The 18,690-nt window shown below is 60.4% G+C and carries 15 protein-coding genes; 4 read left to right on the top strand and 11 right to left on the bottom strand.

Annotated elements, in window-relative coordinates; translation table 11 throughout:
* Window positions 1-79 precede the first annotated feature (79 nt).
* From C8D72_RS03410 to C8D72_RS03370, 9 genes are all read right to left on the bottom strand, one after another.
* Window positions 80-1,273, bottom strand: a complete 1,194-nt coding sequence (locus tag C8D72_RS03410; RefSeq protein WP_115852978.1) for a D-alanyl-D-alanine carboxypeptidase family protein — start codon at window positions 1,271-1,273, stop codon at window positions 80-82.
* Window positions 1,274-1,298: 25 nt separating this feature from the next.
* The gene (locus tag C8D72_RS03405) at window positions 1,299-2,252 is read right to left on the bottom strand and encodes a septal ring lytic transglycosylase RlpA family protein (RefSeq protein WP_245955129.1); all 954 of its coding nucleotides are present in this window, start codon (window positions 2,250-2,252) and stop codon (window positions 1,299-1,301) included.
* 1 nt (window position 2,253) lies between these two features.
* Window positions 2,254-3,234: a lytic murein transglycosylase B gene (gene mltB / locus C8D72_RS03400; RefSeq protein WP_245955128.1), complete on the bottom strand. Its 981-nt coding sequence runs from the start codon at window positions 3,232-3,234 to the stop codon at window positions 2,254-2,256.
* Between the two features lie 56 nt (window positions 3,235-3,290).
* Window positions 3,291-4,427: a rod shape-determining protein RodA gene (rodA, locus tag C8D72_RS03395; RefSeq protein WP_115853597.1), complete on the bottom strand. Its 1,137-nt coding sequence runs from the start codon at window positions 4,425-4,427 to the stop codon at window positions 3,291-3,293.
* 5 nt (window positions 4,428-4,432) lie between these two features.
* Window positions 4,433-6,349: a penicillin-binding protein 2 gene (gene mrdA, locus C8D72_RS03390; RefSeq protein ID WP_115852977.1), complete on the bottom strand. Its 1,917-nt coding sequence runs from the start codon at window positions 6,347-6,349 to the stop codon at window positions 4,433-4,435.
* 71 nt (window positions 6,350-6,420) lie between these two features.
* Window positions 6,421-6,888: a 23S rRNA (pseudouridine(1915)-N(3))-methyltransferase RlmH gene (gene rlmH, locus C8D72_RS03385; RefSeq protein WP_115852976.1), complete on the bottom strand. Its 468-nt coding sequence runs from the start codon at window positions 6,886-6,888 to the stop codon at window positions 6,421-6,423.
* Window positions 6,885-7,250 carry a ribosome silencing factor gene (gene rsfS / locus C8D72_RS03380; protein ID WP_115852975.1) on the bottom strand — a complete coding sequence of 122 codons (366 nt, stop codon included), beginning with the start codon at window positions 7,248-7,250 and terminating at the stop codon, window positions 6,885-6,887. Before rsfS ends, rlmH begins: the two co-directional genes overlap by 4 nt.
* Window positions 7,251-7,363: 113 nt before the next feature.
* Window positions 7,364-8,026, bottom strand: coding sequence for a nicotinate-nucleotide adenylyltransferase (gene nadD / locus C8D72_RS03375; protein ID WP_342768058.1), 663 nt, complete (start codon window positions 8,024-8,026; stop codon window positions 7,364-7,366).
* Window positions 8,013-9,293: a glutamate-5-semialdehyde dehydrogenase gene (locus tag C8D72_RS03370; RefSeq protein ID WP_115852974.1), complete on the bottom strand. Its 1,281-nt coding sequence runs from the start codon at window positions 9,291-9,293 to the stop codon at window positions 8,013-8,015. The genes nadD and C8D72_RS03370 overlap by 14 nt, the downstream gene beginning before the upstream one ends.
* A 206-nt stretch (window positions 9,294-9,499) precedes the next feature.
* Between C8D72_RS03370 and C8D72_RS03365 the strand changes: the two genes are divergently transcribed.
* Window positions 9,500-10,918 carry a bifunctional DedA family/phosphatase PAP2 family protein gene (locus C8D72_RS03365; protein WP_115852973.1) on the top strand — a complete coding sequence of 473 codons (1,419 nt, stop codon included), beginning with the start codon at window positions 9,500-9,502 and terminating at the stop codon, window positions 10,916-10,918.
* 93 nt (window positions 10,919-11,011) lie between these two features.
* On the opposite strand, the gene mpl is transcribed toward C8D72_RS03365, so the two are convergent.
* Complete coding sequence (gene mpl / locus C8D72_RS03360; protein WP_115852972.1) at window positions 11,012-12,397, bottom strand: UDP-N-acetylmuramate:L-alanyl-gamma-D-glutamyl-meso-diaminopimelate ligase; 1,386 nt, start codon at window positions 12,395-12,397, stop codon at window positions 11,012-11,014.
* 275 nt (window positions 12,398-12,672) lie between these two features.
* Between mpl and C8D72_RS03355 the strand changes: the two genes are divergently transcribed.
* Window positions 12,673-13,932, top strand: a complete 1,260-nt coding sequence (locus C8D72_RS03355) for a 6-phosphofructokinase (protein WP_115852971.1) — start codon at window positions 12,673-12,675, stop codon at window positions 13,930-13,932.
* A 96-nt stretch (window positions 13,933-14,028) separates the two neighbouring features.
* Here the strand turns inward: C8D72_RS03355 and C8D72_RS03350 are convergent, their stop codons facing one another.
* On the bottom strand, window positions 14,029-15,711 hold the full coding sequence (locus C8D72_RS03350) for a bifunctional protein-serine/threonine kinase/phosphatase (RefSeq protein ID WP_115853595.1): 1,683 nt from the start codon (window positions 15,709-15,711) through the stop codon (window positions 14,029-14,031).
* A 228-nt stretch (window positions 15,712-15,939) separates the two neighbouring features.
* On the opposite strand from C8D72_RS03350, the gene ppa reads away from it, so the two are divergent.
* Both ppa and dsbD read left to right on the top strand, forming a co-directional pair.
* Entirely contained in the window at window positions 15,940-16,476 is a 537-nt protein-coding gene (gene ppa / locus C8D72_RS03345) for an inorganic diphosphatase (protein ID WP_115852970.1), read from the top strand.
* A 171-nt stretch (window positions 16,477-16,647) separates the two neighbouring features.
* The gene (dsbD, locus tag C8D72_RS03340) at window positions 16,648-18,573 is read left to right on the top strand and encodes a protein-disulfide reductase DsbD (RefSeq protein ID WP_170140487.1); all 1,926 of its coding nucleotides are present in this window, start codon (window positions 16,648-16,650) and stop codon (window positions 18,571-18,573) included.
* Window positions 18,574-18,690: the final 117 nt, after the last annotated feature.

Raw genomic sequence — 18,690 nt, 5'->3', positions numbered from 1 at the left:
CCTGCCATTTTACTGAAAAAGGGGGGATTCGTCAGCCGAATCCCCCCTGATGGTCATGGAACAGTTGCGGTTTCAGGGATCAGAACAGACCCTGAACAAACTTCAAAAGGCCATCCCAGAGACGCTTGAACAGACCGCCCTGCTCGATGCTTTCGAGCGCGACCAGCGGCTGCTCATCAATGACTTCGTCATTTTGTACGATCTGAACCGTGCCGTATTGCTGGCCGGCCTGGATGGGCGCCTGCAGATCACCATTGATATTGATGCGGTTGGAAAGGCCTGCATCATTTTGCTTGGAAGCTGTCAGGTAGACATCGTTGGCCACGCCGAAGCTGCCCTCATCCTGAGTGCCGCCCCAGACGCGGGCACGCGTGAGCTCCTGCCCAGCGTCATACACCTTCTGGGTCTGGAAGTAGCGAAAGCCATAGCTCAAAAGCTTCTGGGTTTCCTGCGACCGGGCCTCTTCCGAATTGGTCCCCATAACCGCCGCGATCAGGCGGGTGTCGGTCTGCTGGGCCGACGCTACCAGGCAGTATCCTGCCTCTTCGGTATGGCCGGTTTTCAGGCCATCGACCGTCTTGTCACGCCACAGCAGCAGATTGCGGTTGGGCTGTTTGATGCCGTTCCAGGTGAAATATTTCTCGGCATAAAGCGAATAGTGATCGGGAAAATCGTTGATGATGTGCCGTGCGATCACGGCCATATCGTAGGCCGACGAGTAGTGCTCCGGGTCCGGCAGACCGGTCGGGTTCATGAAGTGCGTATTCTGCAGGCCCATCTGGCGTGCATGTTCATTCATGAGATCGGCAAACGATGACTGGCTGCCGGCGATGTGTTCGGCCATGGCTACCGTGGCATCGTTACCGGACTGCACCACGATGCCCTGCATCAGTGCCTGCACCGGCACATTGCTGTTGACCTTGACGAACATCCGCGAGCCACCGGTCTGCCAGGCTTCCTTGCTGATACGAACTTCATCTTCGGCAGACATGTTACCGCTTTCGATTTCGCTTTCAGCAATATAGGCCGTCATCATCTTGGTCAGACTGGCTGGCGGAACGCGCTCGTTGCCATCGTGTTCAACCAGGACACGACCGGATTTGGCGTCCATCAACACCCATGATGTCGCGGCAAGCCCCGGCGGCGAAGGAATAAAGCTTGAAGGTGACGGGCCATCGGATGCCATTGCGGGCGCCGCCGTCAGAGTCAGCGCCAGCGAGGAAAACGCGACAAGGTGGCGCCAGCGGCATACGTTTACTGCAAAAAGGGTCATATTGCCTTTCTCTGTTTGCTTGTATTCAGTCCGTGCCAGCTACCTGGTGTAGCTGATCATAGCCTGCGTCATGCAGTTCGGACCTGACTGATTCCACCATGATCGGATCATCGAGTGGACCCACTTGTACCCGATGCATGGCGGCATGTCGTGTTACCCGAACCGGTCTTGAAAGACGCGCTTCGAGCTTGTCCCTGAGCGCCCGGGCGTGCTCATCCGATCCAAGGGCCGCCACCTGCAGGTAGACGGCGTTGCCCTGGTCGTTACTGCGGATCACAGGTGCAGCTGCCTGCTGCGCAGAGGCACCTGCGCCCTGCCGGACAGGTTCCTGAGCTCTTGAGGCTCCCGGCGAGTCTTCAATGCGCCCCGAGCGGGCCGCGATCTGTTGATTGTTATTGTGTTGAGCCTGCCATTGGCGCGGATCTATGGCGGTGACCCGTACCCTGGCCGTGCCATCGCCGAGCATATCCAGTCGCGACGCTGCTGCATAGGAGAGATCAATCAAACGATCATCATGAAACGGGCCACGGTCATTGACGCGAACAATCACGGATTGGTCGTTGGCCAGATTGGTCACGCGCGCGAAGGTGGGCAACGGCAGGGAGCGATGCGCCGCCGACATGGCATACATATCGTACTGCTCACCGTTGGCGGTATCGTAGCCCTGGAATTTCTGACCATAGAAGGAGGCCAGCCCCGTCTGGCTGTACCCCTCGCTCGATGAGAGCACGTGATAACGCTTGCCCAGTACCTGATAGCTGGACTGATTGCCGCTGCGTGAGCGCGGCTCAACCCGAGGCACCGCATCCGGCACCTGCGAGACATCGACCTGACGATCAGGGTAGGCATCACGGGACATGGCGTAGCGTCCGCCGGCGCTACCGCCGCCACTGGCACAGCCGCCCATCAGCGCTACGATCACCAACAGCAGAACCGAGCGCGGGACATGCCCCGGCAGAAAGGCTTTCAAGAATGACACCCTACCCCTCCCGCTGGAGTGCCGCCTGGATCTGCTCGGCCAGCGTGGTGACGGCCATGGCATAGAGATGGCTGTGGTTATAGCGCGTAATGACGTAGAAGTTATGCAGACCAAACAGATAGTGGTCATCACCATCGGCATAGTCGAGCGCCAATGGAATCACCTCCTCGTCATCGGAGATGGCGATGTCGGCCACCACGCCCTTTTCCTTTAGATCTCCGACCCGCATATACGGCGGTTTGGCTTGATTGAACTCGACATCTTCGGGCTTTTGCGAGGCCTCCAGATGGGCCGCCACCGTCAGCGGCCGGCCCGGGCGCCAGCCATGTTCGGCAAAATAGTTGGCCACACTGCCGATGGCATCGACAGGCTCCTCCCAGAGATCCTTGATGCCATCATGGTTGAAGTCGACGGCGTAGGCCTGATAGCTGCTGGGCATGAACTGAGGCAGCCCCATGGCACCGGCATAGGAGCCCTTGAGCTCCAGCGGATCAAGACCCTGCTCGCTGGTCAGGGTGAGAAAGGCTTCCAGCTCACGGCCGAAAAAATCACTGCGGGGCGGATAGTCAAAGGCCAGTGTGGTCAGGGCATCGAGGACGCGATAACTGCCGGTGTGGCGCCCATACCAGGTTTCCACGCCGATGATGGCGGCAATGATCTCACGCGGCACCCCGTATTCCTGCTCAGCACGTATCATGGCATCACGGTGAGCCCGGATGAACTCAACTCCGCCGGCCACACGCTCAGGCTTGATAAAGATGTCGCGATACTGATCCCAGCGCAAATGACGTTCGGCGGGTTTTGAAATCGCATCGATGATCTTTTGCTGACGACTGGCCCGGGCCAGCGTTTCATCAAGCTTCTGGCGATCAAGCCCTGCTTCGGCAAGCCTGTCGACCACGGCACGTGCCTGATCATTGGTGCTCGGGTCATACTCGCCTGCCGCGTTTGCCAGCGGTGCCACCGCCAGCAGCATTGCCATGGCCCAGCGCCATTTCTTACCTGAATGACATCGATCCGGCTTCATCCCGACTCTCTCTAGCGTGGCGTGGTCTTGTGATGGGTAAAAACGGCCATCAGCATACCGAAGCCGGCCATCAGGGTCACGCTGGCCGTGCCGCCATAGCTGATCAACGGCAGCGGTACGCCGACCACCGGCAAAACGCCGCTGACCATGCCGACATTGACGAACACATAGACAAAAAAGGTCAGGATCAGGCTGCCCCCCAGCAGTCTTCCAAAGGTATCGTGCGCCTGAGTGGCCATGTAGAGGCCACGCCATATCAACAGCAGATAGCAGGACATCAGTACGGCCATACCGATCAAGCCGAATTCTTCGGCGAGCACGGCCACAATGAAATCGGTGTGACGTTCGGGGAGAAACTCGAGCTGTGACTGTGTTCCCTGCATCCAGCCCTTGCCATGGATGCCGCCTGAACCGATCGCGGTCTTGGACTGTATGATATTCCAGCCCGTTCCCAGCGGATCACTTTCCGGATTCAAAAAGGTCAGTACCCGCTGGCGCTGATACTGGTGCATGTTGAACCACAAAAGCGGCATCGCGGCGATCCCGAACCCTGCGCAGACCGCCACAAAACGCCAGGAAAGCCCGGCCAGCAGTATCACGAAAACAGCAGAGGCCGTAACCAGCATGGAGGTGCCCAGATCGGGCTGATTGGCAATCAGCGCCACCGGAAATCCCATCAGCAGCAGACACACCAGCAGGTCCAGCCACCCGGGCGGCAACACCCGGCGCGATAGATAGGCGGCAATGGTCATCGGCATGGCAAGCTTCATGAGCTCGGAGGGCTGAAAGCGGATGACGCCGGGAATGGTCAGCCAGCGCTGAGCCCCCATGGCATGGGTGCCGATCACGTCCACCGCCACCAGCATCAGGATGACCACGACATAGAAAAACCACGCAAAGCGCTGCATGGTGCGCGGTGAAAACTGCGCGATCAGCAGCATGATCAAAAATGCGGCAGCGAATCGAAGCGCCTGGGCCTCCACCAGATGTGTAGACTCGCCCCCGGCGCTGTAGAGCACGATCAGACCGCCGGCAACGATGGTCAGCAGCGCCAGCAAAAGCCAGGGATCAAGATGCAGGGTGCGCCAGCTCAGACGCTGATACTGCCGACGACTGCGGCGATACACCCGCTGCCAGTAGTCCATCATCATCGTCAGTCTCCCGTCACGATCTGCTGAGCAGCGCTTTCATTTTGCTGGGCGTGGCGCTGCGCCTCTTCACTGGACTTCATGCTCGGCAGTATCCAGGCATCCAGCATTTCACGGGCGATGGGCGCGGCCACCTTACTGCCGCCACCGCCGTTTTCGATAATAACGGCAAGCGCGATCTTCGGGTCATCCACCGGGGCATAGGCCGTAAACAGGGCATGATCATGCAGGCGCTCTTCAAGCTCGGCGGCGTTGTACTTCTCCTTCTGCCCCAGGGTAAACACCTGCGCCGTGCCTGACTTGCCTGCCATGCGGTACTGAAGGTTGCGGCCCGAAGCACGTCCCGAGCCTTCGCTGCCGCTCATGACGTTTTCCATGGCCTGATGGATCAGATCCCACCAGCGCGGGTTATCCAGTTCCACGTCATCGGGCGTATTCTCGAAAGGTGGCGCGATCTTCTCATCCCCCACCTGCATGGCAAGGTGCGGACGCACCCATTTGCCATCGTTGGCCAGCACGGCGACAGCAGTGGCCATCTGCAAGGGCGTGGCCAGCCAATAACCCTGTCCGATGCCCACTGACAGGGTTTCGCCCGGGTACCATGCCTGGTTATAGCGCCCACGCTTCCAGTCGCGGCTGGGCATCAATCCACTGCCGGCCCCCCAGACATCCAGGCTGTGATCCTCACCGAACCCATATTTGTGCATGAACTCGGAGAGCCGATCGATACCCATGCGATGGGCGAGGCTGAAGAAATAGGTATCGTTGGAGACCGTAATGGCACGCTTCATGTCGACCCGACCATGTCCCCAGCGCAGCCAGTTGCGATAGCGTCTGGAGTCGTTGGGCAGCTGGTAGTAGCCCGGGTCATAGACCGTGTCGGAGGGCTGTATCAGACCGTACTCCAGACCCGCAGACGCCATGTAGGGCTTGACCGTGGAAGCCGGCGGGTACTGTCCGCGCGAGGCCCGGTTATAAAGCGGCATGTCAACATCGTCACGCAGGGCCGCGTAGGATTTGGTGTCGATGCCGGTCACGAACTTGTTATTGTCAAAGCCGGGTTCGGACACCATGGCCAGAATGGCGCCGCTCGCGGGTTCGATGGCCACAATGGCACCGCGCTTGCCCTTCAAGAGCTCGTGACCCAGCTTTTGAAGCTTTGAATCCAGCGTCAGCGTCAGATTCTTGCCCGGCTGCGGCGGCGTTCGATCGATCTCGCGCAGCGCTCGGCCACGAGCGTTGGTTTCCACACGGCGTACCCCCGCCTGACCATGCAGCTCATCTTCATAAAACCGCTCGATTCCGGTCTTGCCGATGAAGTGGGTGCCGGCGTAATTGCTGGTATCAATACGCTGCTGGTCTTCCTGGCTGATACGCCCCACATATCCCAGCACATGCGACATCCACTCGCCGTCGGGGTAATAACGGATGAGCTGGGCCTCGACCTCCACGCCAGGCAGTCGATAACGATTGACCGCAATCCGGGCGATCTGGCCTTCATTGAGATCACTGAGCAACAGCGCAGGCTCATAGGAGCGCAGCCGCTCACGAGAGCGCTGCGCCAGCACATCGTGCTCTTCGGGGGGAAGATCAAGAATATCGATCAGGCGTGCAATGGTCTGGCTGACATCGCCGGCCTGCTCACGCACCAGAGTGAGGTTATAGGTCGGCCGGTTCTCGGCCACTACATCATGGTTGCGATCAAAGATCAGGCCGCGATTGGGCGGCAGCGGCTCGACACGCATTCGATTTTTATCCGAGCGCGTAATGAAGATGTCGTGTTGAACAACCTGCAGCCATACCATGCGCCCGATCAGACCGGAAAACATGATGAGCACAAAAAACGCCGCCACAATGCTGCGATGACGAAAGATACGTGCCTGTTGTTCGGAATCCTTAAGCGTGGCGCGACGTGGGCGCATTGAGGAGACTGCCCAAAAACGGTAAACGGATAGGCCAACCGGCAAGCAAAAAACGATGCATGCTCAGCCCCCTAGCGATGGTAGGGATGCCCGGTCATCAGCGTCCAGCCACGGTAGAGCTGTTCGGCCAGCAATACACGTACCAGCGGATGTGGCAGCGTCAATGGCGACAGGGACCAGCGAAGATCAGCACGTGACAGGCAGCGCTGATCGAGACCATCCGGGCCACCGATCAAAAGGGACACGTCGCTGCCGGTCATCTGCCAGTCACGCATGCGTTCGGAGAGCACTGGTGTCGACCAGGGCTTGCCTTCGACATCAAGCGCCACCACGAGTTCACTGTCCCTGATTTTCGACAGCAGGCGATCGCCCTCAACGCGTATCGCCTTCGCAGGGTCCGCGCTTTTCTGACGTGGACCGGGTGACAGCTCGACCACTTCCAGTGGCATCTCGCGCGGCAGCCGCTTGCGGTACTCCTCGACCCCCTGAGTGACCCAGTCCGGCATGCGCGTGCCAACGGCAAGCATTCTCAATTTCAAGACTGGCGCTCACCGATCGCTTCATGACGACCCAGATCGTTGGGCAATTCGCTCCAGAGCCGTTCCAGATCGTAGAGGCTGCGGGCATCCGGCATCATGACATGGACCACCACATCACCCAGATCCACCAGCACCCAGTCGCTGCCGGCCTCCCCTTCTACACCCAGTGGACGAACGCCCTCGTTTTTGGCGCGCTCAACCACATTGTCTGCCAATGCCTTGACGTGTCGGCTGGAAGTGCCGCTGGCCACCACCATGACATCGGTGATGCTGGTCATTCTGGAGACATCAAGTTCGGCGATATCACGCCCCTTGAGCTCTTCCAGGGCATCAACCACCAGAGATGAAAGTACTGTCTGCATAGCTCCTCGGAGATATAGGGTTCAGGCCCGCATTGTACCGCTGTCAGGGATAGGCACCATAGCCATTTACAGCTTTTGGCGCCTTGAGCGTACCGGGATGCTTTTTCATCGTGTCAGGGCATCTCGCCGGTGTAGAGGCCGCGCTGCTCGATGAAGGCTTCAACCGCCGGCGGCATCAGATAGCGTATGCTCCCGCCCCGGGCCAGCGTCTGACGAATGGCGGTTGCGGAGATGGCCATCGCCGTGGTTCGGTCATAATCCAGCACCCGGCCGCAGGGCTCAGCCATGAGCGCATCGGTGCTGTCAACGCGGCGCCCTTCGATCAGCGCCTCGAGTGCCGAACACTGCACTTCATCACTTTCCGGGCGGCCGATCACCAGAATATGGGCATAATCAAAAAGCGCTCGAGGCTCATGCCATTCATGCAGCTTCAAAAAGGCGTCACGCCCCAGCACCATCACAAGACGCGCCTGGTCGCCATACTGCTCGCGCAAGGAGGCGAGCGTGTCCAGCGACCAGGACGGCCCGTCACGGTGAATCTCGCGGTCATCGGCAATCAGCCCCGGCGTATCGGCCAGTGCCAGCTTCAGCATGCTCAGGCGGTCCTCGGAACTGACGCCCGGCGCGCTGCGATGGGGCGGCAGATGCGCCGGCACCATGTGTACAGCGTCCAGCGAAAGGGCGTCGCGAATCTCGACGGCCGCGCGCAGATGCGCGATATGAACCGGATTGAACGTGCCGCCAAACATGGCGACACGCGGCTTACGTTCTAACATGACCATCGCCCAGCACGATATATTTACGCGTGGTCAGCCCCTCAAGCCCTACCGGCCCCCTGACATGCAGCTTATCGGTGGAAATGCCGATTTCGGCACCCAAACCATACTGCGCGCCATCGGCAAAGCAGGTCGGTGCATTAACCATGACCGAGCTTGAATCCACTTCCGCCAAAAAACGCTGGGTATGGCCGAAATGGTCACTAACGATGGCATCGGTATGGTGTGAGCCGTAGTGATTGATATGCTCGATGGCAGCGTGCATGTCATCGACCACCCGAATGGACAGATACGGCCCCAGGTACTCGGTCTGCCAGTCCTCCTCGGTGGCCGGCTCAACCTCGGTCAGTGCCTGAACCCTGTCGCAACCACACACCGTGACACCCGCGTCCTTGAAACGCGCGATCATGGGCGGCAGAAAGGTCTCGGCCACCGCCTGATCCACCAGCAGCGTTTCCATGGCGCCACAGATGCCATAGCGAAAGCACTTGGCGTTAAAGGCGATATCGAAGGCCATATCCAGTGATGCATGACGATCCACGAAGATGTGGCAAAGCCCTTCCAGGTGCTTGATAACCGGGATGCTCGCCTCCTCCGAGATGCGCTTGATCAGCGACTTCCCGCCCCGCGGAATAATCACGTCCACGTACTCATTCGCTGTGATCAGCGCGCCCACAGCCGCACGATCGGTGGTCTCCACCAGCTGCACGGCGTGGCTCGGCAGACCGGCCCGCTCAAGACCCGAAGCGATACAGCGGGCAATGGCGCAATTGGATTCAAAGGCTTCAGAACCACCGCGCAGAATGGCGGCATTACCGGCCTTGAGACACAGCGCGGCGGCGTCCACCGTCACATTGGGGCGAGACTCATAGATGATACCGATCACGCCCAGCGGCGTGCGCATACGGCCGATACGCAGCCCGTTGGCCTGAGTGCGAAGATCATCGATACCGCCGATCGGGTCCGGCAGGGAGGCCACGGTGTCAAGTCCGGAGATCATGGCGTCGATGCGCTCAGGCGTCAGCAACAGCCGATCCATGAGCGCCTCCGACAGCCCCTCCGTTTTGCCACGAGCCATATCACGCGCGTTGGCTTCCAGCACGGCCTCACGCTGTGTCGACAGCTCGCGAGCCATGGCGGCGAGTGCCTCATTTCGCTGCTGCGTGGTGCTGCTGCGCAGCAGACTCGATGCCCGACGCGCCTGCTGACCCAGCAGCGTCATGCGGGTGGCGATATCACTGTCTTCCCTTTGCACCTCAGACGTCATCTGCGCTGTTCTCCTGTTCCCGAATGCGCGGCCGCGCTTGTCTGTCGTCGACTCCTGACGCTATCGCAGGGCACAGCGGCTGACTATACTGGCCGGCGATTTTACGTTTGTCCGTCCGATACTTATGAATCGCTACTATAAGCCAGTTGTCGGCAGCAGTAAAAACCGCGCCCGGCGCGGCAAGTCATTGTGTGGAGTCCTGTTAGATGAATCCTGTTGCCCTGATTGATCAGTGGGCGCACAACCCGACGATCCTGATTGTCATCGTTGGCGCCGTCGCCCTGCTCGAATCACTGGCGCTGGTCGGTCTGGTCATGCCCGGTGTGGTCATGCTTACGGCCGCCGCATCGCTGGCAGGCCACGACCAGATTTCCATTGTCGCGTTGTTGCTCAGCGCCTTCATCGGCGCCGTAATCGGCGATGGCGTAAGCTACTGGCTCGGACGCACCCAGAGTGATCGCCTTCGCGCCTGGTGGCCGTTCAATCGCTATCCCCACTGGGTCGACAAGGGCGAAAGCTTTTTCACTCGTTACGGCGCCCTGTCAGTAGCGTTCGGACGCTTTGTCGGCCCGGTACGCCCCATTATTCCCATGGTGGCCGGCATGATGTACATGCCGCCGATGCGCTTTTTGATCGTCAATGTGATCTCGGCGCTGCTCTGGGCACCCGCCTACCTGCTGCCCGGCTACTATCTGGGACGCAGCTGGCAGCGGCTGGTCCATCTGCCCCCCGGCGCCGAAATGCTGCTGTCGGTGCTGTTTTTCGTGTTCATCGCCCTTGGCCTTGCGCTGTCGTGGCTGCGGCGACGGCTCGACCGGGACAGCCGCTTCTATCGCGGCCTGCTTGTCCGAGCGCGCCGGCACACCATAACGCGCCGGCTCTGGCTAAGCCTTCGCCAGAGACGGATTGGCGGTGAGATCCCGCTGGCCTCCATCGTGCTGGTACTGGTGGGCATACTCGCCTTTATCGGCTGGACATGGCTTGTGGCTGGGCTTCATCAACCGCTGGCACTGGATGTCGCGGCGCAGAGCTTCTTTTCCCACCCTGACAACCGTCCCTTGATGCAGATATCGGTGCTGCTGGATCGTATCGGCGATGCACTCGGGGTGATCGCCATGCTGACGCCCTGGCTTGCCTGGCTGTTGCTGCGAAAGCGTCTGGCCGCCGTGTTTCACTGGGGCGGCGCCCTGGCCCTGCTGGCCTTCAGCAATACCGCACTCAAACAGTGGATCGGACGCGCACGGCCGGATACGCCTGAGCATCTGACCGGCTCGTTTTCCTACCCGAGCGCGCATGCCTCAACGGCCGTGGTGTTCTGGGGATTGAGTGCCGCCTTCATTGCCGAGGGGCTCTCAAGCCGAACCCGGCACTGGCCCTACTGGCTCGCGATCGTTGCCGCCAGTATTGTTGCCCTGTCGCGACTGACCTTTGGCGTGCACTGGATCAGTGACCTTGTCGGCGGTGCACTGCTGGGACTGATTATCTGCGGTGCGACCCGCATCAGCTATCACCTCTTTGCCAGGCGCAGTCTGGCCGGTGTGGCCACGCCCATGCAGCTGATGCTTTTGACGCTGGCATCGGTGGCACTGGTGACTGCGCGCATCATCTGGGTGCCCGCCTTCTGACTCTCCTGCCGGCCTTCGAGAGCCGCCATGACAATCGGGGGCCATCACATGGCGTGAATGGCCCCCGGTGCTCATACGAACTCACCGACCCTGTCAGGCCTCGGCGTGCGCCGTCTGCCCATGGCGCTGTTCGAGCGCCTTCAAAAGCCGCTCATGAATGTTATCAAAGCCGCCGTTGCTCATGATGACAATCCGGTCGCCCGGGCGCGCCTGATCCACCAGCACCTCGATCAGCTGCTCGGTGGTGGTCATGACATGGGCCGGCACCGGACACGCCTGGGCGACCTCGGCTACCGACCACCCCAGCATCGCCGGCTGATACCAGTAGACTTCATCGGCACTGGCAACGCTTTCCGGCAGGCGCGCCTTCATGGTGCCAAGTTTCATGGTATTGGAGCGTGGCTCGATCACGGAGATCAGGCGTCCGCTGGAGGGTACGGCGCGCAGGCCTTCGAGCGTCATGGCAATCGCTGTCGGATGATGGGCGAAATCGTCGATGACCTGAATGTCGTTGACGCACCCGCGCACCTCCTGACGGCGCCTGGGGGAGGCAAACGTGGCCAGTGCGCCGGCCGACTGCTCAAGCGTGACCCCGACGGCACTGGCGGCCGCCATGGCCGCCAGTGCATTACGCCGGTTGTGCTCGCCGCTCATGCCCCACCATACGACCACTTCCCCCTCGGGGGCGCTGACGACAAAGTGGCGGTCATCGGCGCCGTCAGCGAGGCGCCACTGCGCATGAGTTGTGCGGCCAAAGCGGGCCACCGGTGACCAGGAACCCATCTCCAGCACGCGGGACAGCGCGTCCTCGTCGTCCGCCACGACAAGCTGTCCGTTGCCCGGCACCAGACGTACCAGATGATGAAACTGTCGCTCGATGGCCGCCAGGTCACTGAAAATATCGGCGTGATCGAACTCCAGATTGTTGAGCACGGCAACGTCCGGCAGGTAGTGAACAAACTTGGAGCGCTTGTCGAAAAAGGCCGTGTCGTACTCGTCGGCCTCGATCACGAAAACGCCGCCGGCCGCCCCCGCACGTGCCGAAATGCCCAGATTGCGCGGAATACCGCCGATCAGAAAGCCCGGGGACAGCCCGGCCTGCTCGAGGATCCATGCCAGCATGCTGGCCGTTGTCGTTTTGCCATGGGTGCCGGCCACCGCCAGCACTCGCCTTTTTTGCAGCACATTGTCCGCCAGCCACTGTGGCCCGGAGGTATAGGGAATACGCTCGTTAAGGACAGTCTCGACCTCGACGTTACCGCGCGACAACGCATTGCCGATGATGACCAGATCAGGCCTGGGCTGTAGATTGGCCGCATCAAAGCCGTGCCCGGCATCGATACCGTGTGCGGCAAGCTGTGTACTCATGGGGGGATAGACCCCCTTGTCCGAGCCGGTGACTCGATGCCCGAGCTCGCGAGCCAGCAGCGCAAGGCTGCCCATGAACGTGCCACAGATGCCGAGAATGTGAATATGCATGAAAAATTGGGCTCTCCGTCAAAAGCCGGATCAGCCTAGCATGGGGCATGAATCGACGTCAGGCTCCGGCTCACCTGCAAATCCTGAATCTCTGACTGGATCAGGCCTGCAGGTAATGGCTATGATCGCCCCACGGGTAATACCCGATGCCGGCCATCGATCCGCTGACCGACCAACAGCAGCGCTGCCCACAAGAGGTGCGCCACGTTGCCGAGAGACAAATCGGTCAGAGCAACGGCGCTGGCCGACCTACATTCATAAGAAGCAGGAAGCTCATGACCTCCAATAACGCCTTTTACGCGCAATCAGGTGGTGTTACGGCCGTTATCAATGCCAGTGCCTGCGGCGTCATCCAGACATGCCGCAAGTACAGCGATCGCATTGGTACCCTCTATGCCGGACACAATGGCATTATCGGTGCATTGACCGAGGATCTGATTGATACCAGCCTGGAAAGTGACGAGGCCATCGCAGCACTGAGACATACCCCGGGCGGCGCCTTTGGCTCCTGCCGTTACAAGCTCAAGGATATCGAGACGCACCGCAGCCAGTACGAGCGCCTCATCGAAGTCTTCAAGGCCCATGACATTCGTTACTTCTTCTACAACGGCGGCGGCGACAGCGCCGATACCTGCCTGAAGATTTCCCGTCTTTCCGAACACATGGGCTACCCCCTGCAGGCCATTCACGTGGCCAAGACCGTCGATAATGACCTGCCCATTACCGACAACTCTCCGGGGTTTGGCTCGGTCGCCAAGTACATCGCCACCTCCACCCGCGAAGCGGCCCTCGATATTGCGTCGATGTGCTCGACCTCCACCAAGGTCTTCATCCTGGAAGCCATGGGTCGCCATGCCGGCTGGATTGCCGCCGCCGGGGCCCTTGCCAGCGAAACCAATGACGGCCCGCCGCACATGATCCTGCTGCCCGAGGTGCCCTTTGACCGCCAGCGCGTCATGGCCCACATCGACGCCGCGGTCAAAAAGCACGGCTACTGCGTGGTGGTCGTCTCGGAAGGCGCCCGCTATGAAGACGGCACCTTCCTGGCCGATGCCGGCAATACCGACGCCTTTGGCCATCGCCAGCTCGGCGGCGTTGCCCCCACGCTGGCCGGCATGGTCAAGCAGGATCTGGGCTACAAGTATCACTGGGCCGTGGCCGACTACCTGCAGCGCGCCGCGCGCCATCTGGCCTCGGCCGTTGATGTCGAACAGGCCTACGCCGTGGGCCAGCGCGCCGTGGAATGCGCCCTTGAAGGCAAAAATGCCGTGATGCCGGCCATTCAGCGTGACAGTGAAGACCCGTACAGCTGGTCGATCATTGATGCCCCGCTTGAACGGGTCGCCAATCAGGAAAAGTTCATGCCAGCGGAGTATATTCGCGAAGACGGTTTTGGCATCAATGATGCCGGTCGCCGCTATCTGCGCCCCCTGATTCAGGGCGAAGATTTCCCGCCGTTCGAGAACGGCCTGCCCAAGGTCGCCAAGCTGCGCCTGGAGCGCATCACCAAAAAGCTGCCCGAGTACCATCTCTAGTCACGAGCAACCGACCCTTCGGCCTGAATGCCGAGATCAAAAAAACCCCGGCCACATTGCGTGGCCGGGGTTTTTAACGTATCGATCCGGAGCGTCCTACTGGATCAGCATGACGGCCACCAGAATCAGCAGCAGGGCCGCCGCAATGCCCTGCCATAGACGAAGCGCCTTCTGACGCGATGAGGCATCCAGCGTTTTTTCACCCGATGAAGAGGCTTCGTCGTCATCATCGTCATCAAGCGCTGCGCCGTGACGAAGCGTTTGGATCATCTCGGACAGGCGCCTGAAACGAAGCGCTCGACGTGGGGACAGGGCACGCGCCAGCGCATCATCGATGGATGTCGGTATCTGAGCATTGATCTCGCGGGCGCGACGGTAGGTCATCCCTGACAGCGCCTGTTCACTTTCAAGCGTATCAGGTGCAATGTCGTAGGGCATGGCCCCAGTGAGCAACCAGTAGATGGTCGAGGCCAGCGAATACTGGTCACTACGACGACTGACGCCCAGCCCGAGGGCGTACTCCGGCGCACTGTGCATCCCAAGCCTACCATCCCGTGCCAGGGCCAGCGCCGCGTTGTTGTCGTCATCCAGCCGGCGCGCGCAGGCGCCAAAATCGATCAGGACCACCTGCTCATGTTCATCAATCATGATGTTTTCAGGACGAATGGCCTGATGAAGAATGTCGCGCCGATGTAGCGCATGCACGGCACGCGCGAGCTGGCGCGCAATGTCGAGGCGCTGTTCGAGACCGGCGTCGGGATGCTGTGCCAGCCAGTGATCCAGCGGCTGTCCCTCGATGGGACGCATCAGATAATAGAGATGTCGCCGGGGACGCGGGGGCGCCACGATGCGCACCACAAAGGGGGAGCGTACTCGTTCGCCGATCCACTGCTGCAACAGGAAATGCTCCAGATAGGGATTTCTGGACGACATCGCGGGACTGGGGACCTTCATCGCCATCCGCCGCAGCGAGGTTTCATCCCTGACCCCGTAAACATGAGCTCGTGCCGTTCTGGAGATGATCGACTCGATCAGAAATCCGTCAATGCGATCCCCCGCCTCAAGCTCGGCCGGGATCGGCAACTGCCCGGGAAACTGAACCGGCGGCCCCATATCTTCATCTGGAAGCGTGTCGACACGAACCAGCTGAAAGCAGAAGGCTTCAGCGCCGTAACCCCGTGCACCGGCACGCTCACGCGCCATGCCGGCCAGACGCTCGCAGGCTGCATCAAGGTCGTTATCCTGCTGTCGGATGGCGTGCACGTAGTCCGTGGGTGTGAGCGTGCCGCGCACAGCCTGGGAGGTAAACAAAAACACATCGCCTGTCTTGAGCGGCAGACTCATGTGATCGATATCGATGTTGTTGTCCATGCCCAGCGCGCGGGAGGGATAGCGATAGCCGCCCAGGTCCGTGACATGATCGCGCGAAAGCTGCTCAAACTCGGCGCCGCGCAGGCGAAAGACCAGCGTATCGCCCATATGAAACAGGTAACTTTCCCGGCCACGAAAGATAATGGCCGACAGCGAGCTGATATAGCTGCCGCCCTGGACGTAGCGGCTCTGGCTGTAGCACCAGCCGTTGAGCGCGCGCAGCACTCTGGTGGCCGAGGTCTTGATGTCCCAGTGGTCAGGCGTGGAATAGTAATCAGCCAGAAAGCCACGTACCGAAATGTCGCCGGCCTGGCGCGCAATCGCATTGCGCCAGGTAGAATCCGCGATGATCGCGCAGGCACCCTTGATCTCGAGCTGACGAGCGTTATCGGGCACCTGGACCGACATCGAGGAGCGATGACGGCGTTGATCGGGCGCCACGAACGCGTGTCCGAAACTTAATGACAGGCCACTTTGCACGTCACTGGCATCCTTTTTACGAGACAACGGATTTATCGTATTGTGCGGATCGGGAGCTGCCGCTCGACCGAATTGGTAATCGTCCTGCCTGGTTCGTATAATTTCCCACGATTTTCACTCTCGAATTTTCAACCCGCAAACGCAAGGACTCGATCGATGAGTTTCGACAAGATCCCCGCCGGCAAGGATGTTCCCCACGATCTGTTCGTGGCGATTGAGATTCCTGCCAACCATACGCCGATCAAGTATGAAATCGACAAGGATCTCGACGCGCTGCTGGTCGATCGTTTCATGCCGACCCCGATGTTCTATCCGGCCAACTACGGGTTCATCCCCAACACGCTGGCCGATGACGGTGACCCGCTGGACGCGCTGGTCGTGACGCCCTACCCGGTACAGCCCGGCTGTGTCATTCGCGCCCGCCCCGTGGGCATCCTGCACATGACCGATGAAGCCGGCGAAGATGCCAAGCTGATCTGCGTCCCTCACCAGAAGCTGTCCGCGGCCTATGACGATGTCGAGGAAGTCACTGATCTGCCCGAACTGCTGCGTCAGCAGATTGCGCACTTTTTCGAGAACTACAAGGATCTCGAAAAGGGCAAGTGGGTCAAGATCGACACCTGGGGCGACAAGGCCGCTGCCATCAAGGCCATCGAAAAATCGATCGATGCCTTCCAGAAGGACAGTCACTGATCATCAATCCATGATCGCGTGGCCCTCGAAGCACTGATCGGCGAACCCCTTCGCTGAAAAAATGTCTTCATACCAGCATGTCGCGGCGCCGTTGCGCCGCGACATGTTTTATTCAGGCACTCCTTACCTTCACTCTCGGCATTTTAAAATGCCAGCGCTGCGGAGTTCATGATGTCGCGCGCCCTGTTTTTTTTAATGGTCACCCTGCTGGGGATCGTGCTGTCAGGCGCAGCGCCTGCCAGCAATTTCTTTTCCACCTCTGACGATAATGCTGCCGTCGAGGGTTCCAGCCGCGTAGAAGGCAGCAGTACGGCTGAAATGCCATGGCAGACGTCCTCTGCAGACACCACCGGCAACGGCGACTTCCTGCCCGTCGATCAGGCATTTACCTACAGAGCGTGGCGCGAAGGCAATACGATCAAGGTGGGATTTGCCAGTGCCGATGCCTACTATCTCTATCGTCACCGGTTTGAACTTCACATCGAGCGCGAGGACATTGCGCTTGAATCCGTCGAGATACCCCGCGGTGAAGCCATTCACGATGAATTTCTGGGCGACGTGGAAGTCTTTCATCACCCGCTGGTCATTACGGCAACACTGAAGGGGTCGGTGTCCGATGACGCCTCGATACCGATTCGCGTCGATTTCCAGGGGTGTGCCGAGGCGGGGCTTTGCTACTCTCCCGAAACGCGCCGTCTTCAGGCTGCTCCCGGCACCACGCCCGAGCGCTTTATCGACGCGCAAATGCCGGGCGACCCTGCCCCTGTCGCAAAGGCACAGGACGGGAAAACCCAGGACACGGATCAACCGCGCGATAGCGACACTTCCGCCCTGCCCGGCCAGTCCAGCCTGCTGGTCATGATGGGCGTTTTCCTGCTGGCAGGGCTAGGGCTTGCCTTCACGCCCTGCGTGCTGCCCATGCTGCCCATCGTGACCACCCTGGTGGTGGGCCAGAATGCGGACAAACCCCGCGCGCTGGCGCTGTCATCTGCCTATGTGGCCGGCATGTCATTGACCTATGCGGCGCTTGGCACCCTGATGGGGCTGTTTGGTGCGAGCCTCAACCTCCAGGCGCGGCTGCAGTCGCCCTGGGTACTGATCCCCTTTGCCGCTCTGTTTCTGGTATTTGCCCTGTGGCTGCTGGATGTCTGGCAGTTCTCTCCCGGGGCACGTTTTCAGCAGCGCATCAACGCCTGGCAGGACCGGCTGCGCCGCGCCGGGCTGCCGGGGGCGGCACTGGCCGGCGCGCTCTCGACCCTGATTGTCTCTCCCTGCATCTCCGCGCCACTGGCAGGCGTACTGGTCTACCTTTCGGCAGGCTCCAACCCTGTGGTCGGCATGCTTGCGCTTCTGGCCCTGGGCGTGGGCATGGGCATTCCCCTGATACTGGTCGCCACACTCGGCGCCGGCTGGTTACCGCGCAGCGGCCCCTGGATGGAGGGCGTACGCAGCTTCTTTGCCGTGGCGCTGGCAGGCGTTGCCCTGTGGCTGCTGGAGCGTCTACTGCCGCCCGCGCTGTCACTGGCGCTGTGGGGTGGCCTTGCCGTACTGGTCGGCATGGGGATGGGCGCCCTGTCGCGGTCCGGGCAGTCGCTATGGTCGCGCCTGCGCCAGGCGCTCGCCCTGATCGTACTACTCTGGGGCGTTTTGTGCCTGATCGGTTCTGCCATGGGCCATGATGATCCGTGGGCGCCGCTGGCCAATGGCGGTGCGGCGTCAACGGATCGCAGTAACACCTCGCTCGACATGACCACGGTAACAAGTCGCCAGGCGCTCGATCGTCTGGTCGACAATGCCGAAAGACCCGTCATGATCGATGTCTACGCCGACTGGTGCATCAGTTGCCGCCGCTTTGAGCGAGACGTCCTGAGCGACCCCGACATCCGCGAACAGCTCCAGGATCTTGTACTGATTCGCCTCGATGTCACGGATAATGATCCGGAAGCACGGGCGCTGCTCAAGCGCTATAACCTTTTCGGCCCCCCGGCACTGCTTTTTTTCAGCGATGGCCAGGAGATGCGCTCGCTACGCACCCAGGGCGAAATCGGACGCCCGCAAATGCGCGATCTGCTCAAGCATGTTGCTAAAAATGCCTGACCGGGTTTCGTCGGTATCATTCAGTGACTTTCTGGACACCGTTCGCTTTTTTCGGCAAACTCCCCCGACACATTTGCGGCGGCGTGATCGTCTGAGATCATGTCGCTATCTTGCCGG

The organism is Kushneria indalinina DSM 14324 (assembly GCF_003385845.1).
GTDB classification, from domain to species: domain Bacteria; phylum Pseudomonadota; class Gammaproteobacteria; order Pseudomonadales; family Halomonadaceae; genus Kushneria; species Kushneria indalinina.
Note: the sequence above shows the minus strand (reverse complement) of the source record. Positions and strands in the feature narration are given on the sequence as shown.

Bases quoted from the DNA above. Each gene is read 5' to 3' on its own strand.
- C8D72_RS03410 (WP_115852978.1), bottom strand. From the start codon at position 1,273: ATGACCCTTTTTGCAGTAAACGTATGCCGCTGGCGCCACCTTGTCGCG.
- mltB (WP_245955128.1), bottom strand. From the start codon at position 3,234: ATGGCAATGCTGCTGGCGGTGGCACCGCTGGCAAACGCGGCAGGCGAG.
- rodA (WP_115853597.1), bottom strand. From the start codon at position 4,427: ATGATGGACTACTGGCAGCGGGTGTATCGCCGCAGTCGTCGGCAGTAT.
- mrdA (WP_115852977.1), bottom strand. From the start codon at position 6,349: ATGCGCCCACGTCGCGCCACGCTTAAGGATTCCGAACAACAGGCACGT.
- rsfS (WP_115852975.1), bottom strand. From the start codon at position 7,250: ATGCAGACAGTACTTTCATCTCTGGTGGTTGATGCCCTGGAAGAGCTC.
- nadD (WP_342768058.1), bottom strand. From the start codon at position 8,026: ATGTTAGAACGTAAGCCGCGTGTCGCCATGTTTGGCGGCACGTTCAAT.
- C8D72_RS03370 (WP_115852974.1), bottom strand. From the start codon at position 9,293: ATGACGTCTGAGGTGCAAAGGGAAGACAGTGATATCGCCACCCGCATG.
- C8D72_RS03365 (WP_115852973.1), top strand. From the start codon at position 9,500: ATGAATCCTGTTGCCCTGATTGATCAGTGGGCGCACAACCCGACGATC.
- mpl (WP_115852972.1), bottom strand. From the start codon at position 12,397: ATGCATATTCACATTCTCGGCATCTGTGGCACGTTCATGGGCAGCCTT.
- C8D72_RS03355 (WP_115852971.1), top strand. From the start codon at position 12,673: ATGACCTCCAATAACGCCTTTTACGCGCAATCAGGTGGTGTTACGGCC.
- C8D72_RS03350 (WP_115853595.1), bottom strand. From the start codon at position 15,711: ATGTCGGTCCAGGTGCCCGATAACGCTCGTCAGCTCGAGATCAAGGGT.
- ppa (WP_115852970.1), top strand. From the start codon at position 15,940: ATGAGTTTCGACAAGATCCCCGCCGGCAAGGATGTTCCCCACGATCTG.
- dsbD (WP_170140487.1), top strand. From the start codon at position 16,648: ATGTCGCGCGCCCTGTTTTTTTTAATGGTCACCCTGCTGGGGATCGTG.